This is a genomic window from Rhodospirillaceae bacterium, assembly GCA_018662005.1.
GTDB lineage: Bacteria > Pseudomonadota > Alphaproteobacteria > Rhodospirillales > JABHCV01 > JACNJU01.
This window is the reverse complement of record JABJHA010000004.1, coordinates 87,259-104,233: the sequence shown is the minus strand read 5'-3', so window position 1 is coordinate 104,233 and position 16,975 is coordinate 87,259. Positions and strand designations below refer to the sequence as shown.

Annotated in this window: 10 protein-coding genes; 5 read left to right on the top strand and 5 right to left on the bottom strand. The window is 53.4% G+C overall.

Going from position 1 to position 16,975, the window contains the following annotated elements:
• Nucleotides 1-32: 32 nt before the first annotated feature.
• A complete protein-coding gene (locus HOL66_01740; protein ID MBT5242948.1) occupies nt 33-1,796 on the bottom strand; it encodes a PAS domain-containing sensor histidine kinase in 1,764 nt (587 codons plus the stop codon).
• A gap of 160 nt (nt 1,797-1,956) precedes the next feature.
• The gene (locus tag HOL66_01735; protein MBT5242947.1) at nt 1,957-2,301 is read right to left on the bottom strand and encodes a DUF4336 domain-containing protein; all 345 of its coding nucleotides are present in this window, start codon (nt 2,299-2,301) and stop codon (nt 1,957-1,959) included.
• 668 nt (nt 2,302-2,969) lie between these two features.
• On the opposite strand from HOL66_01735, the gene HOL66_01730 reads away from it, so the two are divergent.
• The 5 genes from HOL66_01730 (at nt 2,970) to HOL66_01710 (ending at nt 11,901) form a co-directional block, all read left to right on the top strand.
• Complete coding sequence (locus tag HOL66_01730) at nt 2,970-4,259, top strand: hypothetical protein (protein ID MBT5242946.1); 1,290 nt, start codon at nt 2,970-2,972, stop codon at nt 4,257-4,259.
• A gap of 49 nt (nt 4,260-4,308) precedes the next feature.
• Nucleotides 4,309-5,043 (top strand): class I SAM-dependent methyltransferase, encoded by a 735-nt coding sequence (locus HOL66_01725; protein ID MBT5242945.1) that lies wholly within the window; start codon nt 4,309-4,311, stop codon nt 5,041-5,043.
• A gap of 85 nt (nt 5,044-5,128) precedes the next feature.
• Complete coding sequence (locus HOL66_01720; GenBank protein MBT5242944.1) at nt 5,129-9,973, top strand: NAD-glutamate dehydrogenase; 4,845 nt, start codon at nt 5,129-5,131, stop codon at nt 9,971-9,973.
• Nucleotides 9,973-11,220 (top strand): MFS transporter, encoded by a 1,248-nt coding sequence (locus HOL66_01715; protein ID MBT5242943.1) that lies wholly within the window; start codon nt 9,973-9,975, stop codon nt 11,218-11,220. The genes HOL66_01720 and HOL66_01715 overlap by 1 nt, the downstream gene beginning before the upstream one ends.
• Before the next feature lie 60 nt (nt 11,221-11,280).
• Nucleotides 11,281-11,901 carry an SIS domain-containing protein gene (locus HOL66_01710; protein MBT5242942.1) on the top strand — a complete coding sequence of 207 codons (621 nt, stop codon included), beginning with the start codon at nt 11,281-11,283 and terminating at the stop codon, nt 11,899-11,901.
• An 80-nt stretch (nt 11,902-11,981) separates the two neighbouring features.
• Here HOL66_01710 and HOL66_01705 read toward each other — a convergent pair whose 3' ends face one another.
• From HOL66_01705 to HOL66_01695, 3 genes are read right to left on the bottom strand one after another with little or no spacing between them, the layout of a single operon-like run.
• Entirely contained in the window at nt 11,982-13,451 is a 1,470-nt protein-coding gene (locus HOL66_01705) for a GGDEF domain-containing protein (GenBank protein ID MBT5242941.1), read from the bottom strand.
• A gap of 33 nt (nt 13,452-13,484) precedes the next feature.
• Nucleotides 13,485-15,053, bottom strand: a complete 1,569-nt coding sequence (gene purH, locus HOL66_01700; GenBank protein ID MBT5242940.1) for a bifunctional phosphoribosylaminoimidazolecarboxamide formyltransferase/IMP cyclohydrolase — start codon at nt 15,051-15,053, stop codon at nt 13,485-13,487.
• A gap of 19 nt (nt 15,054-15,072) precedes the next feature.
• Complete coding sequence (locus HOL66_01695) at nt 15,073-16,974, bottom strand: polysaccharide biosynthesis protein (protein ID MBT5242939.1); 1,902 nt, start codon at nt 16,972-16,974, stop codon at nt 15,073-15,075.
• Nucleotide 16,975: the final 1 nt, after the last annotated feature.

Genomic DNA, 16,975 nt, shown 5'->3' with positions numbered 1-16,975 from the left:
AGAGCACGGAAATTCTGTCGAAGAGCGATCATTTAGGTCTCATGGGTCTGATTGCCGTTTTCATGATCCGTAGAGACGACGATGGGAAGGGTGAAGTGGAAGGTCGTTCCTTCCCCAACACAGGAGTCAAAGTCAATATTCCCATCGTGACACTCAATGATCGCCCTCGAAATACTCAACCCCAATCCAGTCCCTTTAACGGCCCGTTTGTCGCCGGTATCAGCCTGGCTAAACCGATCGAAAATTGTATCTTTGAATTTCTCGGATATGCCAATTCCAGTGTCTGAGACCTCTACCCTGGCTTGTCCGTCCCTATTGTGTACGGATACATGGACATCGGAGCCCTTTGCAGAAAACTTCGCAGCATTGGATAGAAGGTTTGATACCACCTGCTCCAGTCTTTCACTGTCAGCTTTGACAATGAACTCTTCTGTCGTTTCGGCCATCACGAAACGGACGCCACACTGATCGGCATAGCCGTGGTTTAAAGTGACGGCCTTTTCAACCAATTCAACCAGATCAATTTCCCTAAAGTTAAAGTCCATACCGCCGGATTGTAGTTTTTCAAAATCGAGAATATCGTTAACAATGCTAATCAGTCTTTCGGAGTTGCCTTTGGCGATGGCGAGCAGATCGGTCATTTTTTCGGGAACTTTTCCCAGCGCCCCTCCTTCAATAAGGCTGATAGATCCCATAATGGATGTTAATGGGGTTCTCAGTTCATGGCTGACCAAAGAAATAAATTCCGATTTCAAGATTTCGACTTCCTTGCGTTCCGTAACATCGCGACCGACTGATTGAATCTCGATTATTTCGTCATTTTCATCGAACGTCGCCGAATTGGACCACTCGTAGTAGCGCAAATCACCTTCGCCGGATAGCAACTGGTTTTCATTCGTTTTGTTCGGATGTTGCCGTGAAAAAGAGGTAAAATATTCCTTCAGGGACTCAACCTCCGCTTCCGGCACGGGCTCGTACAGGGAGCGACCGAGAAGGTCTTCTTTGCGTTTGCCGGCATACCGGCAATAGGAATCGCTAACAAAGGTAAATGTACCGTCTGGCGTGAACGTCGTAATTAGTTCGGTCTGGGCGTCAATGATCTTATGGTACCTTTCCTCGCTCAAGTGAAAGTTTTGCTCGGCCTTTTCTCTTTCCCTGATTTCGTCTGTCAAGGATCTGGATCTTTCCTTCACCTGAATCCCGAGTTGCGAGAGATTGTCCTCATTGGCTCTGATTATCCCCATCAGTGCCTTGTTGAGTCCAATCACTGTCGCCACCGCGCCGCCGCTAAATAGGGCAAAACCAAGCAGGGTTGTCAGCCAAGACCGAAGTTGAACATTGTAAATGTTTGAATCGAAATGCAAGGTAATGGCCTCACTCGAATAAGCCATGCCAATCACTGCAATTGAAAGGAACCCCAGCAACAGGACAACAAGCCCGCCACGTGTACCGAACAGAACCGCGGCAAAAATGCACGAAGCCATAAGCCCAGGAACCCCTGCGCCATTAAGAGCAAAATTCAGTAACCCGCCAATTCCGACCAGAAAAATAATACCGACAATGATTATGCCGCGAACATTGTAAGTAATCGAATTCCGGAACAGGGTTGCGCAGATCAAAATAATTGCAGCGACAATATGAAATACCATGACCGGCTGCCAACCGATGGACGGAATTCGCATCAGACTGGCAATCAGGGCTGGAGGCACAATGAATGAAAGCGCGATTAGGACGCTATTGGCAATCCTGTCGCGAATGGCGTCAAGATTGGTTAAATTTGAGCCGTTGGTAGACATGAATGAAATCAAGTTCTAATTGATAACGGTTCCCTGAATATAACCAATCTAGAAACTAATTCGCTGCGGTATTTTTTCAACCAACACCTAAGATAAAGCATGGCCTAGCCTCCAATCCATATTGTTATACAACCCAGATAAAATCAAACTTGTTATCAGGTTAAATGGGGATTGCCTCCGGGGGCTTTGTTTTTGGATCCTTTTTCTCGACGCCCGGACATATATGTGTCTGCGCGTCCGGAAAGACGTCCTGAGCTGATATGACGTTCAGATAATGGAAATTGCCCTGCGCTATTATGAAGGCCACGGGCCCAAGTGCTTCGATCTCCGTTTTTGTCACGGCGTCAATTGGGCTGGGAGAATGGATCATTAATCGGCCATCACTTAACCTAATGATGGTCATTCGCGCATTGAAACGACACCCCCCATATTGGATTGGATATTCCTTCAGCCAAATTTGACCTGGATCAGATTCCCTTAAGGTATTCGGGATGTCAGAAACCATAAGCAATGCCTGCGTTGGTGGTATGTATTGAAATCAACGGCCACAGGGCAAGCGGGTACAGTTGTTTGTTGGGTGCTATTTTCTTCCAACGATCAGCAGAGCGACAAAGGGAACGAGATTGAAGACCAGAATTACGATCTTGTAAAACCCAAGGAACGAATAAAGGACTACGTCGAAGGCTTCTCGAGGGATGTGAAATAATTGGCCATGGACGTCGTAAATAAAATCCGTGGCCGTCATTATCATTATGGCAGAGAGGATAAAAAGGGCGACATTGATGACGGTACACCACTTGAAAAATTCTCTTAGTGTGCGGATATCCATGACTTTCCTCTTCGTGTAGATTAAGACGGATAACCCCTTAATTAACACTGTATTATAGTAGATTATGACGGCTTTGTCGCGGGCAACAGTGGCTTAGGATCAATAATTGCCCTTTTGGCCAGTCAAAATGTGGTGTGATTTTTTTCGTCAACATATCTGCATAGGGACAAAAGCAGCCCTCGCTCAATCCAATGCCCTCGGGGGAAAGCCTCCGCGGGCTTTGTTTCTGGGTTGAGGCGATCGTTGCTTCCTGTTTAGAATGATTATCACTTTCTGCTTCCATGATAATCAACAGGGAACAGATGATGGCAACATGTCCCAGCCGCCGCCTGAGCATCTTCTTGATGGCTGTGTTTCTATTTCTTTCAGGCCCAGCCAAAGCCGACCTGATTGGCCATGGCGGCATGGTTCGTGACATTTCCATTTCCGCCGATGGTCGCCACGTGCTGACAGCGAGTTTTGATTACAGCGTCCGCTTGTGGAATTTCGGAACCCAGCAAAACCTTAAGCTCCTTAACGCCCATACCGGGCCGGTCAATACGGTGCTTTTTCTGCCGGGTGACGAGCGCGCCTTAAGCGCCGGAAAGGACGGCGCGGTACTGATGTGGGACCTTAAGACCGGCAACGTCATGCGCACCTTCACCGGCCATACCATGCACGTCATGGCCCTGGCCCTGCGGCCGGACGGCAAAACATTCGCCTCGGCCAGTTGGGACGGAACGGTAAGACTGTGGAACCTTGCTGACGGAAACGAGCGTTCGCGGCTGAAGTTGCAGTCGGATGTCAACACCCTGGCCTTCGGGCTTGCCGGCGAAGTGCTTTTTACCGGACACAAGGACGGCAGAATACGCATGTGGGTGGCTGAAACCGGGGAATATATCGACGCGTTCATCGGCCATGAAATGGCGGTGACCCGGCTTGTCGTCTCAGGCGATGGTTCGCGCCTGCTGTCTGCCGGTATCGATGGCAGCATTCGACTGTGGTTTCCGCCTGACAGAAACACGATGTTGACCCTCAACGCTCACGACGGGCCCGTCTATTCGACCGCGTTCACAGCCGAAGGCGATAAGGCTCTTTCGGGTGGGCGCGATGGCCTGGTCAATATCTGGGACCTGACCAGCGGTCGTCTGTTGAGGTCCATTGAGGCCCATGACGGGCCGGTCTGGGCGGTGGCGTTCTCCCCCGATGGGCGTTTCGCTATTTCCTCGGGCTCGGATGAAACGGTGCGCATCTGGCACCTGGAAACCGGTGACAGGATAGGGCCACAGGCAAGTGAGCTGGCCATGCGCGAACCGGAGCCGTGGCTCCAGAGCGACCATCCGGGAGCCCAATTGTTCCGTAAATGCGCCATCTGTCACGCCCTGGGATCGAAGGGAAAATATCGTTCCGGTCCGCATCTTGAAAACCTTTTCGGAAGGCCATCCGGATCGGTCGCCAATTACAATTACTCTTCAGCGCTCCGCTCCCTGAACATCACCTGGACGCCCGAATCGGTGCGCAAGTTGTTTTCCCAGGGACCTGATAAATTTGTACCGGGAACAAAAATGCCGATCCAGAAAGTAAGCGACCCCCGGGACCTCGAGATGCTGATCGATTTCCTGGTGGTTGAAACGAATGGCCAAAAGGATAACTAAAAAATCACTAGCCCCTTTTGTTTGCCTTCGGGTTATGGTGCATTAATAAATGATACGGTTTGCACTGAAAGCCCGGAAAGATGCGCCCATGTCGATAGATTTTTATTCCAGCTACTGCGCTTACAAGAATTATCAAACGCCGACACTGGCAGCCAAGGATCGCGCACGCTTTGACGGCGAAATCTGGAATCCTGCCGACTTTAGCAACGCCATGAGTTGCCTTGAAATCGGCTCAGGCGAGGGCGCTTTTCTGGAATATCTGGCGGCCAAGGGCGTGACCAGTTTTCAGGGCATCGACCATGACCCGGCATTAAAAGCGGTGCAGCCGTCGCAAGTGGCAGCGCACTTTGAATGCGTTGACGTTTGGGAATATTTGCAAAACGGGGCTGCGTCTTTTGACCGCATTGTCCTGCTCGATGTGCTGGAACATTTTACGCCAGAGGAAGGGTTTCGTTTGTTGTCACTGATCAAGGGGGCGCTTGCCGCTGATGGCAAAATCGTCCTTAAGGTGCCCAACGGCTCTTCGCCCTGGGGGATCAATTACCAGTTCGGCGACCTGACCCATAAAACTGCCTATAACGGGGAAAGCCTCAGGCAGCTGGCGACAGCTTGCGGATTACAGGTTGAGGCGCTTTATGATCAACGCCGCGGCTCCTCCAGGCGGATGACGACCGACGCAATTATCCACCGGTTTCTAAGCTGGGCCCTGCTCACCCCGCCGCCCCACTGGGGGGCAAACCTTTACTGTATTATTTCAGTGCAAAAAGCACAGGGCGACCCCTAAGTTTCTTTTTGGTTGTAATGTTTTAGTAAGGGTGGCGATACTAATGTAGCAGGATAAAATCCATCCGATGGGGAGTGCTTGTTCTATGCTAGATGCGACCGAAAAAGATAAGAGCCAGTTGATTGCGCGAGTGGTCAGGGCAGCGAAGTCTCGATTGTCTGCGACGAACGCCAAAACCGTTGGCAAATTTATTCGCAGTTATTACGAAAATGTGCCGCCAAGTGATCTGGCCGACACGACGCCCGAGAGTCTTTTCGGGGCCGCACTGGCGCATTGGAAACAGGCATCCGTTCGCAAGTCCGGCAAAGCCCTGTTGCGGGTTTATAACCCCAGCATGAAAGCTGATGGCTGGGATTGTGATCATACGGTCATTGAAATCGTCAATGACGACATGCCGTTCCTGGTCGATTCCATAACATCCGAATTAAACCGTCAGGAATTGACGGTGCATTTGGTCATTCATCCGGTGATCGGTGTTACGCGCGCCAAAAATGGCAAGGTGACGGGACTGGTTTCCCTGGGCAAACCATCGAAGGGTGCGCTCAGCGAGTCATATATGCATTTGCAGGTTACCGAACAGTCGGGCAAGCGACTGCTGGAAATTCAGAAGGGTCTCGATAAAGTTATCAAGGATGTGCGCGCCGCCGTCGAAGACTGGATGGGTATGCGTCAGGCGATGTCGTCGCTTATCGATGAGCTCGATACGGCCCCCAAGGGCGTTGCTGGCGAAGATGTATCCGAAGCACAGGACTTCCTGCGTTGGGCGCATGGTGATCACTTTACCTTCCTGGGCTACCGTGAATACGATTTCATTGGCAATGGCAAGGCGGCCTCGGTCATCGTCAACCGTCAGAGCGGCCTGGGCGTGCTTCGGAAATCCTCGGTTGTGATGTTCAGAGAACTGCAGAATCTGGCTTCCATGCCGCCCGAAGTGCGCGCCTTTGTCAGCAAGGGCGATCTTTTGATCGTCAACAAGGCAGACGCCATTTCCACGGTTCACCGTCCTGTCCATATGGATTCCATCGCCGTCAAGCGTTATGACGCCAAAGGCAAGGTTATTGGCCAGCGGGTTTTTGTCGGCCTGTTTACATCAAGCGCCTACAATCGCAGCCCGCGGGACATTCCGCTGCTGCGCCTGAAGCTGAAGAAAACATTCGATAGCGCCGGTTTTGCACCAGCTAGCCACGATGGCAAGGCCCTGCTAAATATTATCGAGACCTATCCGCGCGATGAACTGTTTCAGGTTTCTGAAGATCAGTTGCTTGAAACGTCGTTGGGCATTTTGCATTTACAGGAACGTCAGCGGGTCGCCCTGTTCCTGCGCCGCGATGATTTCGAGCGTTTTATATCGTGCCTTGTTTATATTCCGCGTGATCGGTACACGACAGCCCTGCGCCAACAGATTCAGGTGGTTCTGGAGCGCGCCTTCGACGGTACGCAACTGTCTTTCTACACCCAGCTTGATGATTCGCCGCTTGCCCGCCTGCATATCAACATTCAGACAACGCCCGGTGAAATACCAAAATATGACGCGGCAAAGATCGAGGCGGAGCTTGTCGAAGTGGCCCATTCATGGGGCGATCGTTTGCAGCAAAAGCTGACGGCGGCCCACAGCGAGGAAAAGGGCCAGCATTATTTTATGCGCTACCGCCAGGCATTTATGTCGGCCTATCAGGATCAGTATAACGCCACCCAGGCGGTTGAAGATATCGAGCGAATTGAGGAAACCCTTGAAACCGGAAACCTGGGCATGAGTCTTTACCGCCCGGTTGCGGCGGAAGAAGACGAGGTCTACTTCAAAGTTTACCAACCCGATCAGGCCATTCCCCTGTCCGATGTTTTGCCGATGCTCGAAGACATGGGCCTAAGGGTTCTTAACGAGCTTCCCTATGAAGTGCACCCCGACGTGAATGGCGGACGGCTTGTCATGATTCACGATTTTGGCCTTCAAACCCGCGATGGTTCGCGTGTCAATCTGGCCGCAATCAGGCATAAATTCCAGGATGCCTTTGCCCGTATTTGGGCCGGCGAAGTTGAAAGTGACGGCTTCAACGCGCTCGTTCTGCTTGGTGGCCTGGGCTGGCGCGATGTCATGGTTCTGCGTGCATGTTGCAAATATCTGCGTCAGGCCGGTATTGCGTTCTCGCAAAATTATATGGAGCAAACCCTTGCCAATAATCCACATCTGGCGCGCCAGATTGTCGAGTTGTTCAAGGCCCGTTTTGACCCGGCCAGCAAGGGTAGTATGAAAATCCTGCAAAAACGCCTGGACGGGGAACTGGAAAAAGTTCAAAGCGCCGACGAGGACCGGATTTTAAGACGTTACATCAATTTAATCATGGCGATGCTGCGGACCAACTTTTATCAAACTGTTGATGGCGCCCCCAAGCCGTCCCTGTCGTTCAAGCTGGACAGCCAGAAAGTTGACGAATTGCCGCTGCCCCGGCCCTTAAGGGAAATTTTTGTTTACAGTCCCAGGGTCGAGGGTATCCACCTGCGCTTCGGCATGGTTGCACGTGGCGGCTTGCGCTGGTCGGACCGGCGGGAGGATTTCCGGACTGAAATTCTCGGCCTGGTCAAGGCCCAGCAAGTCAAGAACACGGTCATTATCCCGGTTGGCTCGAAGGGCGGCTTTGTGCTAAAAAAAGCGCCCGATATGTCCGACCGTGAAGCCTTCCAGGCCGAAGGCATTGCTTGTTACAAAGCCTTTATTTCGGGCCTTCTCGACATCACCGATAACCTGAAAGGCAACAAGGTCGTGCCACCGACCGATACGGTGCGAATTGATGGCGACGACCCATATCTGGTGGTCGCCGCCGACAAGGGAACGGCGACATTTTCCGATATCGCCAATTCGGTTTCTATTGATTACGGGTTCTGGCTCGGTGACGCCTTTGCTTCCGGCGGATCGGCTGGTTATGACCACAAAAAAATGGGTATCACCGCACGTGGCGGCTGGGAATCGGTGAAGCGGCATTTCCGCGAGATGGACTTCAACTGCCAGAAACAGGATTTCAATGTCATCGGCGTTGGCGATATGTCCGGCGATGTTTTTGGCAACGGCATGTTGCTGTCGCCACACATCCAATTGATCGGCGCTTTTAACCACATGCACATTTTTATCGACCCCAATCCCGATGCGGCGAAGACCATTGTCGAGCGCAAACGCATGTTCAAACTGCCACGCTCGTCGTGGACGGATTTCGATACCAAACTGATATCGAAAGGCGGCGGTATTTTTGAACGTTCGGCAAAATCCATCCAGCTTTCCGAAGAAATCAGAAAACGTTTCGACATTGCCAAAACCAGCATTACCCCCAATGAGCTGATCCGAATTTTGCTAACCGCTAAAACAGACTTGCTGTGGTTCGGCGGCATTGGCACCTACATCAAGGAAACCGGTGAGTCTCATCTTGATGTTGGGGACAGGGCGAACGACGCTATCCGCATCAACGCGGCGGAACTAAATTGCAAGGTCGTTGGCGAAGGGGCCAATCTGGGCGTTACCCAACGGGCTCGTATCGAGGCGGCATTGGGCGGAGTCAGACTGTATGCGGATTCCATTGATAATTCGGCAGGTGTTGATTGTTCGGATCACGAGGTCAACATCAAGATTCTGATCGACAAGGTCGTCGCCCGCGGTGATTTGCCAATCAAACAACGCAACCCCCTGCTTGCAAAAATGACTAACGAAATCGGTCTGCAGGTCCTGGTCGATAATTACCGCCAGACCCAGGCGATCAATATGATCCTGTTTGAAGGTATGGGCGTCTTCGATAATCAGGTGCGTTTGATGCGGATGCTGGAAAAGGGCGGGCGCCTTAACCGTGAAGTTGAATTCCTTCCCGATGATGAAACCCTGATCGAACGCGGGGCGACAAAAACCGGCCTGACCGGGCCGGAAATTGCGGTCTTGATGTCTTACGCCAAAATCTGGGTGAACGATGAACTTCTGGACTCAAGCCTTCCCGACGACAAGGCATTGCTGGATGACCTGGTCACCTATTTCCCAACGCCACTTCGTGAGACTTACAAAAAGGAAATCATTAACCACCGGCTGAATCGTGAGATTATCGCCACCCAGGCAACCAACTCGATTATCAACCGGGCCGGCGGCTCGTTTATTCATCAGCTTGTCGAACGTACCGGAATGCCGCCAAGCGAAGTGGTCAGGTCCTATATCATTGCCAGGCGTTGTTTGGGGATGCGGACGATCTGGAACGAAATCGACGCACTGGATAACAAGGTACCGGCGGCTATTCAGACACGTATGCGCCTCGATACCAACCGCCTGGTCGAATGGGTGACGCTCTGGTTCCTGCGCAATGGCCGCAGACCCCTTGATATTTCAAGCCACGTTGCGGAATTCGCCGATGGCTTTGGCGCGCTTTACGATTGTCTGGGAAGCTGTCTGCCCAAACACTATCAAAAAGATATTATCCAACGCGGCAAGCCTTACGTTAAAGCCGGTGTGCCAAAGGCCCTGGCCAAGCAGGTTACCGGGCTGGTTAACATGTTCTCGGGCTGTGATATCATTCGTCTGGCGAGCAGTCGAAATGTCAGCGTCAGCGAAGCGGCGCGTATTTACTTTGCCATTGGCACCCGCTTTCATCTGGGCTCGCTCAGGGCGGCAGCGGACAAACTGGAAACCAGGAGTCATTGGCAAAAATTGGCGGTCGCGGCCCTGGTCGAGGAAATTTACGGCCATCAGCTGGCCCTCGCCTCGCAGGTTATGGATGCCAGCAAGCGCCGGAGAAAGAACTTCGACACTGATGTTGTCATTTCCGCCTGGGCAAATAAAACCAGGATCGCCGTTGAGCGCACCGAACAACTGATCGCTGAATTGTCGGCAACGGAAATTAATGACCTGTCCATGATCGCCGTCGCCAGCCGTCAGCTCAGAACGTTGGCTGAAATGCCTGCTGGGTAGTGATCAACCGTCGCGCCCTGATTTCATGGTGTTTGTACGACTGGGCTAACTCGGCTTTTCCGACGGTGATTATCACCTTCGTTTTCGCCACCTATTACACAAGTTCGGTCGCCGCCGACAAAGTCATCGGCACCGCCCACTGGGGTTACACCATGAGTCTGTCGGCGCTGGCCGTGGCCATTGCGGCCCCGGTCTTCGGGGCGATTGCAGACAAGGGTGGCGGACGCAAACCCTGGCTCGGCTTTTTTACGACCCTTTGTATTATTTTGAGTTCGGTGTTGTGGCTGGTTGAGCCGGACCCGTCATTCGCTTTGCTGGCGCTGATTGCTGTCGGCCTTGCCAATTTCGCCTTTGAAACCGGCATGGTTTTCTACAACGCCATGTTGCCGGGATTGGGACCGCAAAGCCACATTGGCCGAATTTCCGGCTGGGGTTGGGGCCTTGGCTACTTTGGCGGCCTGTTCTGCCTGGCCCTCACCCTGGTCGGTTTTGTTCAGCCCGAAACGCCGTGGTTTGGGCTCGAAAAAGAAACCGCAGAACATGTGCGGGCGGCGGCGGTTCTGGTCGCCGTGTGGTACGCGGTCTTCTCGATACCACTGTTTCTTTTCACTCCGGACAAGGCCTCGGGGGGCGGCTCTTTTCTGTGTTCGGTGAAAACCGGCCTTAATGAACTGATGACGACATTAAGACAGGTTCGCGACTATAGGGATATCGTCAGGTTTCTCATTGCCCGGATGATTTATACGGACGGCTTGAATACGCTGTTCGCTTTTGGCGGCATTTACGCCGCTGGTTCTTTTGGTATGGAACTAAATGAGATCATCATCTTCGCCATTGGCATGAACGTAACGGCAGGCATCGGTGCTGCCGCGTTCGGCTGGGTCGACGATGCGATCGGGCCGAAGAAAACGATCATGATCGCCCTTATTGGGCTGACGGTCCTCAGCACGGCGTTGCTGATTGTTGAAGGCAAGACCTTGTTCTGGATTTTTGGATTGCCACTGGGGCTGTTTGTCGGTCCGGCCCAGGCGGCCAGCCGTTCAATGATGGCCCGTCTGGCCCCAGAACATTTAAGGACGGAAATGTTCGGCCTGTTCGCGTTTTCAGGCAAGGCGACGGCGTTTCTGGGCCCGGCACTGCTTGGCGTGGTGGCAGTGGCTTTTGATAGTCAACGAGCGGGCATGGCGACCATATTGGTTTTTTTCGCCCTCGGTATGATCTTGTTAATCCGGGTGCCGGAACCTTAAAGCGTTGCGAAGGTGCGAAGAATCCCTCACATTACGGCTAGCTTCAGGGATATCCGAAAAATGACGTTTCCAGACGAAAAATATGAAGACATCGGTGCCTTTTCCGATGCCTATTTTGAACAAATTTCCAGCGCCGCGGCGTCGGTGGATCGGGTCACACTTGTTCAGGCGGCCGATGTTATTGAACAGACTTACCGGGAAAACAAAACCCTGTTCGTTTGTGGCAACGGCGGCTCGGCGGCGATTTCCGGGACTTTTGTCTGTGACCACTCAAAACTGGTTCAAACCGATACCAACCTGACCGCCAGGGTCGTTAGTCTTGCCGATAACATGTCGATGATCACCGCTATCGCCAATGACCTTAGCTACGACGACATTTTCCAGTATCAACTGCAAACCCTGGCCAATTTTGGCGATACGCTGCTGACGATCAGCGCCTCGGGCGATTCCGAAAACGTCGTCAAGGCGGCGAGTTGGGCGCGTGAAAATAAAATGCCGGTGATTGCCTTCACCGGCTTTGAGGGCGGCCGCATGGCTGACCTTGCAAGCGTGCACCTGCATGTGCAGGCCGATAATTACGGCGTTATCGAGGACGTTCACCAGTCGCTGATGCACTTATTGGCTCAGTTCATTCGCCAGAAACAGATGTCCGCCGGACTGATCGCCAACCGCAAGTTCTAGATCAGTTGACGTTTCGTTTGAACACATTGTGTTCGAACGAAACGTCAAAAACGGATCGATTTTTTAAAGTGTGATCGGCTCTAGGCATTTTCGACCCGGTTGCGACCATTTTGCTTAGCGGCGTAGAGAGCCTTGTCGGCGCGGCCAACGATTTGATCGGCCACTTCATTCTCCATAATTTCCGCGACCCCGGCACTGATGGTGATTTGCTGGCTCGGGTTTTTGAGCACGAAGCGGCTTTCCATGATCGATTTGCGAATATTTTCAGCCAGGCGATTGGCATCGTCCAGGGCGCAGTTGGGGGCCAGGATAATGAATTCCTCGCCGCCCCAGCGACAAAGAATGTCAGACTGACGCGTTTTCTCGCGGGTAAGGGCGGCCATCGTTTGCAGGACATGGTCACCGACCAGGTGGCCGTAAGTGTCGTTAATGAATTTGAACTTGTCGACATCGATTAAAATCAGCGAAAAAGGTGTTGGGCTGCGGGCGAACTGGGAAAGCGCCTGATTGATGACAATCTCGAATGTCTGACGGTTGCCAAGCCCGGTCAGTTTGTCGGTGCTGGCCATTTCCTCCAGCCGTGACTGGAACAGGTTAACCGTATAGCTGATCAGCACAATAGTCAGGATGATGACAGCCAGCCCTATGACAAGGTTGGTGAGGAAACTTTCCCACAAATCCTGTGTCGCCTGGGATTCGCTCAACTCTACCAGCAGGTGCCACTTGAGTTCAGGGATATAGCGGGTGGTGAGCAGAATGGTGTCATTTCCACGTTTGTAGGTATAGGCGCCGCGATTGGTAGAAAGAATTTTCGGGGCTAAATCCATAAGGCCTGGAATTTTATGGATGTTCCCAACTTTGCGAACTGCGGCAGCTGAATCGAGATATATGTCTCCTCCCTTGCCGACGAAATAAATCGTGCGCCTGAAATTTTCCTGATACGCGCGGATCATTTTGGCGACGGACTCAAGGCCAAGGCCGACGCCAGCGATGCCTATAAAATTATTTTGGAAATCAAGGACCCGGTAATTGATATAGATGGTCAGGGCGTTATCTTGCTCATCATTAAAGTCGATATTGATTTCATAGTCCTCGTCCATCCTGGCGGCGCGTAAAAACCACTCGTCATTGGGATCGTCCACGACGAGAGTCCGGGCCAGGCCAGAAAAGTGATAATAGTTAAGGGTTCTGGCCGAAATGAAATAGCTGGTAAAGGCGTTGTACTTATCGCGAATGGATTTAAGATAGCGGACCATCAAATCCGGGTCCTGTTCACCATTGATCACCCAATCCCGCAGGAAAGTATCATTGGCCATTAGCGATGAAATAAAGATCGGCCTTAAAAGATCGGTCTGAATCTCCGAATAGATGGTGTTGGAGGACAGGGGCAGTTCATTTTCAAGAACCGTATTGCGGATGGTGTTTTTTGATATCTGGTAACTAAGAATATTTGTCGCCAGAAACCCGCCAAACAAAATAAGACCAACATAAACAACCAGCTTCAGCCGGATCGTCTTGAAAGCAAAACTTTTTGGCGATGGTTGCAACATGGCCTCTCCTGATGTCCCGTTCTGGACTGGCGATTAATGGCGGAAGTGGCGCATACCGGTCATCACCATGGCAAGACCGGCTTCGTCGGCGGCGGCGATCACTTCGTCGTCCCGCATGGAGCCGCCGGGCTGGATAACCGCCGTCGCCCCGGCTTCCGCAGCGGCCAGCAGGCCATCGGCAAACGGGAAGAAAGCGTCAGAGGCAACCACCGAGCCAATGGCCCAGCTTGTTTCGTCACCCGCAACCCTTGCCGCGTCGGCGGCTTTCCAGGCAGCGATACGCGAGGAATTGACGCGGCTCATTTGGCCGGCGCCAACGCCAACAGTGGCGCCATCTTTGGCGTAGATGATGGCGTTTGACTTGACGTGTTTGGCGACGGTGAAAGCGAATTTCAGGTCCGTCATTTCCCTCTCGCTGGGCTGGCGTATGGTGACGACGTTCAAATCTTCGAGGACCCGGTTGTCGCGACCCTGCAGCAGGTAGCCGCCCGATAAAGAGCGGATGGTCATACCGGTGGCGTCGGGATCGGGCATACCGCCGGTGGCGAGCACCCGCAGGTTTTTTTTCTGGCCAAGAATTTCTCGTGCCGCGTCGTCGATTTCAGGGGCGATGATGACCTCGGCGAACAGGTCGGCGATCAAGGTGGCGGTTTCCCCGTCAAGGGCCCGGTTCAGGGCGATGATGCCGCCGAAGGCGCTTTCGGTGTCACAGGCCAATGCTTTTTGGTAGGCCTCTTTCAGTGTTGCCCCGTGGGCAACACCGCAGGGGTTGGCGTGCTTGATGATGGCGCAGGCGGTGTCGGTGAATTCGGCGATCAGTTCAAAAGCGGCATCGGTGTCGTTCAGATTGTTAAAGCTAAGCTCCTTGCCTTGCAGTTGCCGGGCGGTTGCGACTCCTGGACGGTTGTCGCCGTTGCCATAGAAGGCGGCTTCCTGGTGCGGGTTTTCGCCGTAACGCATGGTCTGCTTGCGCAGCCCGCCAAAGGCAATGCGTTGTGGCAGGGTGTCGCCCAGTTGTCCTGCGAACCAACCGCTGATGGCGGCGTCATAGGAACCAGTGCGGGCGTAGGCGGTGGCCGCCAATTGTTTGCGAAAGGCGGGTGTGGTGGCGCTATCGCCGGCTTTCATTTCTTCCATCACCCGGCCGTAGTCATCCGGATCGACGACGACGGTGACGAAGGCGTGGTTCTTGGCGGCGGCGCGGATCAGGGCCGGGCCACCGATGTCGATGTTTTCAATGCAGTCATCAAAGGCGGCGCCCCTCGCCACTGTCTCCTCAAACGGGTACAGGTTGACGACCAGCAAATCAATGGGGGCGATATTGTGTTTTTCCATCGCCGCTTCATGCTCAGGATTGCCACGCACCGCAAGCAAGCCGCCGTGGATTGTCGGCTGCAGGGTCTTGACCCGGCCGTCCATGATTTCAGGAAACCCTGTGTGTTCGGAAACTTCTACAACATCAACGCCCGCGTCGCGTAAAACACCGGCGGAACCGCCAGTGGAAAGAATTTCGACACCGCTTTGGCCAAGGAATTTACCGAATTCGACGAGTCCGGTTTTATCGGAAACGGAAATCAGGGCGCGGCGGATCTGGGCTTGCATCGAGGGTTTCTCCAATTACTTAAGGGTCAGTGGGCGCGGATTGATATTCGGGCACAAGGTCTCCAATCAGTGTCATCACCCGGGTGGTGTCGTTATCACGGGCGGCGGCGGTCAGGTTTTCAATGGCAAGGGCGATCATGGCGGCATCGGCGGCGCGGGGTGCTGCCAGCAGGATGCCAGACTGTCCGGTTTCAACCAATGGCTCACCGCCATGGAACATTTCCTCGAACAGTTTCTCGCCCGGACGAAGCCCGGTAATTTTAATGTCTATATCTTCATCGGGAACAAGACCAGCCAGGCGGATCATTTGCCGGGCTAAATCCATAATCAGAACCGGCTCGCCCATATCGAGGACAAAAATTTTGCCATCATGCAGATGTTCGCCGTCTTCCATGGCCGAGGCTTGTAAAATAAGCTCAACGGCCTCGCCGACGGTCATGAAATAACGCTTCATCTGGGCGTCGGTAACCGTAAGCGGTCCACCGACGGCAAGTTGCTTCTGAAACAACGGCACAACCGACCCGGTTGACCCCAGAACATTGCCAAAGCGGACGGTAACGAAACGGGTCCCGGCATTCTTGCCACGCTTTAAATCAAGGCCCTGACAGTAGCGCTCGGCAATGCGTTTGGAGGCGCCCATGACGTTGGTCGGGTTGACCGCCTTGTCAGTGGAAATCATGACCATGGTGTCAACGTCCGCAGCCTCGCAGGCATCGGCGACGTTGGCGGTGCCAATAACGTTTGTCAGGACGCCTTCGCAAGGATTGGCTTCGACCAGCGGTACATGTTTAAGGGCGGCGGCGTGAAAAACCAGTTCCGGTTTGGTCGCTTCAAACAAGCGCCTGATCGCCTCGGCGTCCCGAACATCGGTAATGACGGCGCGGCGCTCAAGGTTTGGGTGACGTTCCCCGGTTTCCATGTCGATAGTGTAAAGATTAAATTCTGAATGATCGACAAGGGTTAGTTCACGTGGCTCCAGGTCGGAAACCTGACGTACAAGCTCGGAACCGATAGAACCGCCAGACCCTGTTATCAGCACTCGCTTGTCCTTGATAAGCGATGCCATGGCATCACGGTCAAGGGGGTGTTGCGGGCGGCCCAGCAGATCTTCAATGGCGACCGGGCGCATTTCAGTGGCGTCGACCGGGCCGCTTTTGAAGTCGGTCAGGCGGGGCAACCGCGCAAGGGTCATGCCGGCTTCGGTGGCCGCGTCCAGCAAAGACCTGACCTTTGCGCCATCGAGATCTTCCTTCGACAGGATCAGGCGTTGCGGCTGCTCACCCCTTTTATCAAGGGCAGCGATGACATCGGTGATGTTGTCGAGTGTTCCCAGCACGGAAACGCCGTGGATATTTCGCCCGACCCGGCCCTCGGATTCAGACAGAATGCCGACAATCCGGTAATTAGCGTCTGCGGTGCGGCCTATAGAGCGGATGAATTCTTCGGTGGCGTCACCGGCGCCGACAAGCAACACCGGGATACGCGGGGCTCCGACATCTTCCAGGCGCAAATCAAGGCGGCGGTCTTTACTCAACCGGTACAGAAAGCGCGGACCTCCAAGCAAGGCCATCAGCACGAACCAGTTGATAGCCAGATAGGACCTGGGCAGATTATGAAGTCTCGACCACAAGAACATGGCGAGCAGGAAAATCAGGATAACCAGGGTCACGGCCCGGGTGATGGCGAAAAGATCATTGATCGAGGCATAGCGCCAGACGCCCCGGTACAGGTTCAGATACATATAAACCCCGGCGGCGATGAGTCCGAACAGGCCCCCGGCCAGAAGCAGGGTCTCGGTGGTGAAGAAGGTATCGAATCTTTCGCCCAGGCGCAGATAGATGGAAGCGTAAAACGATATCACCGTCATGATAATGTCGTGGGCGTAAACAAGGTAGCCGCGATGGGGTATGCGCACGGGCATG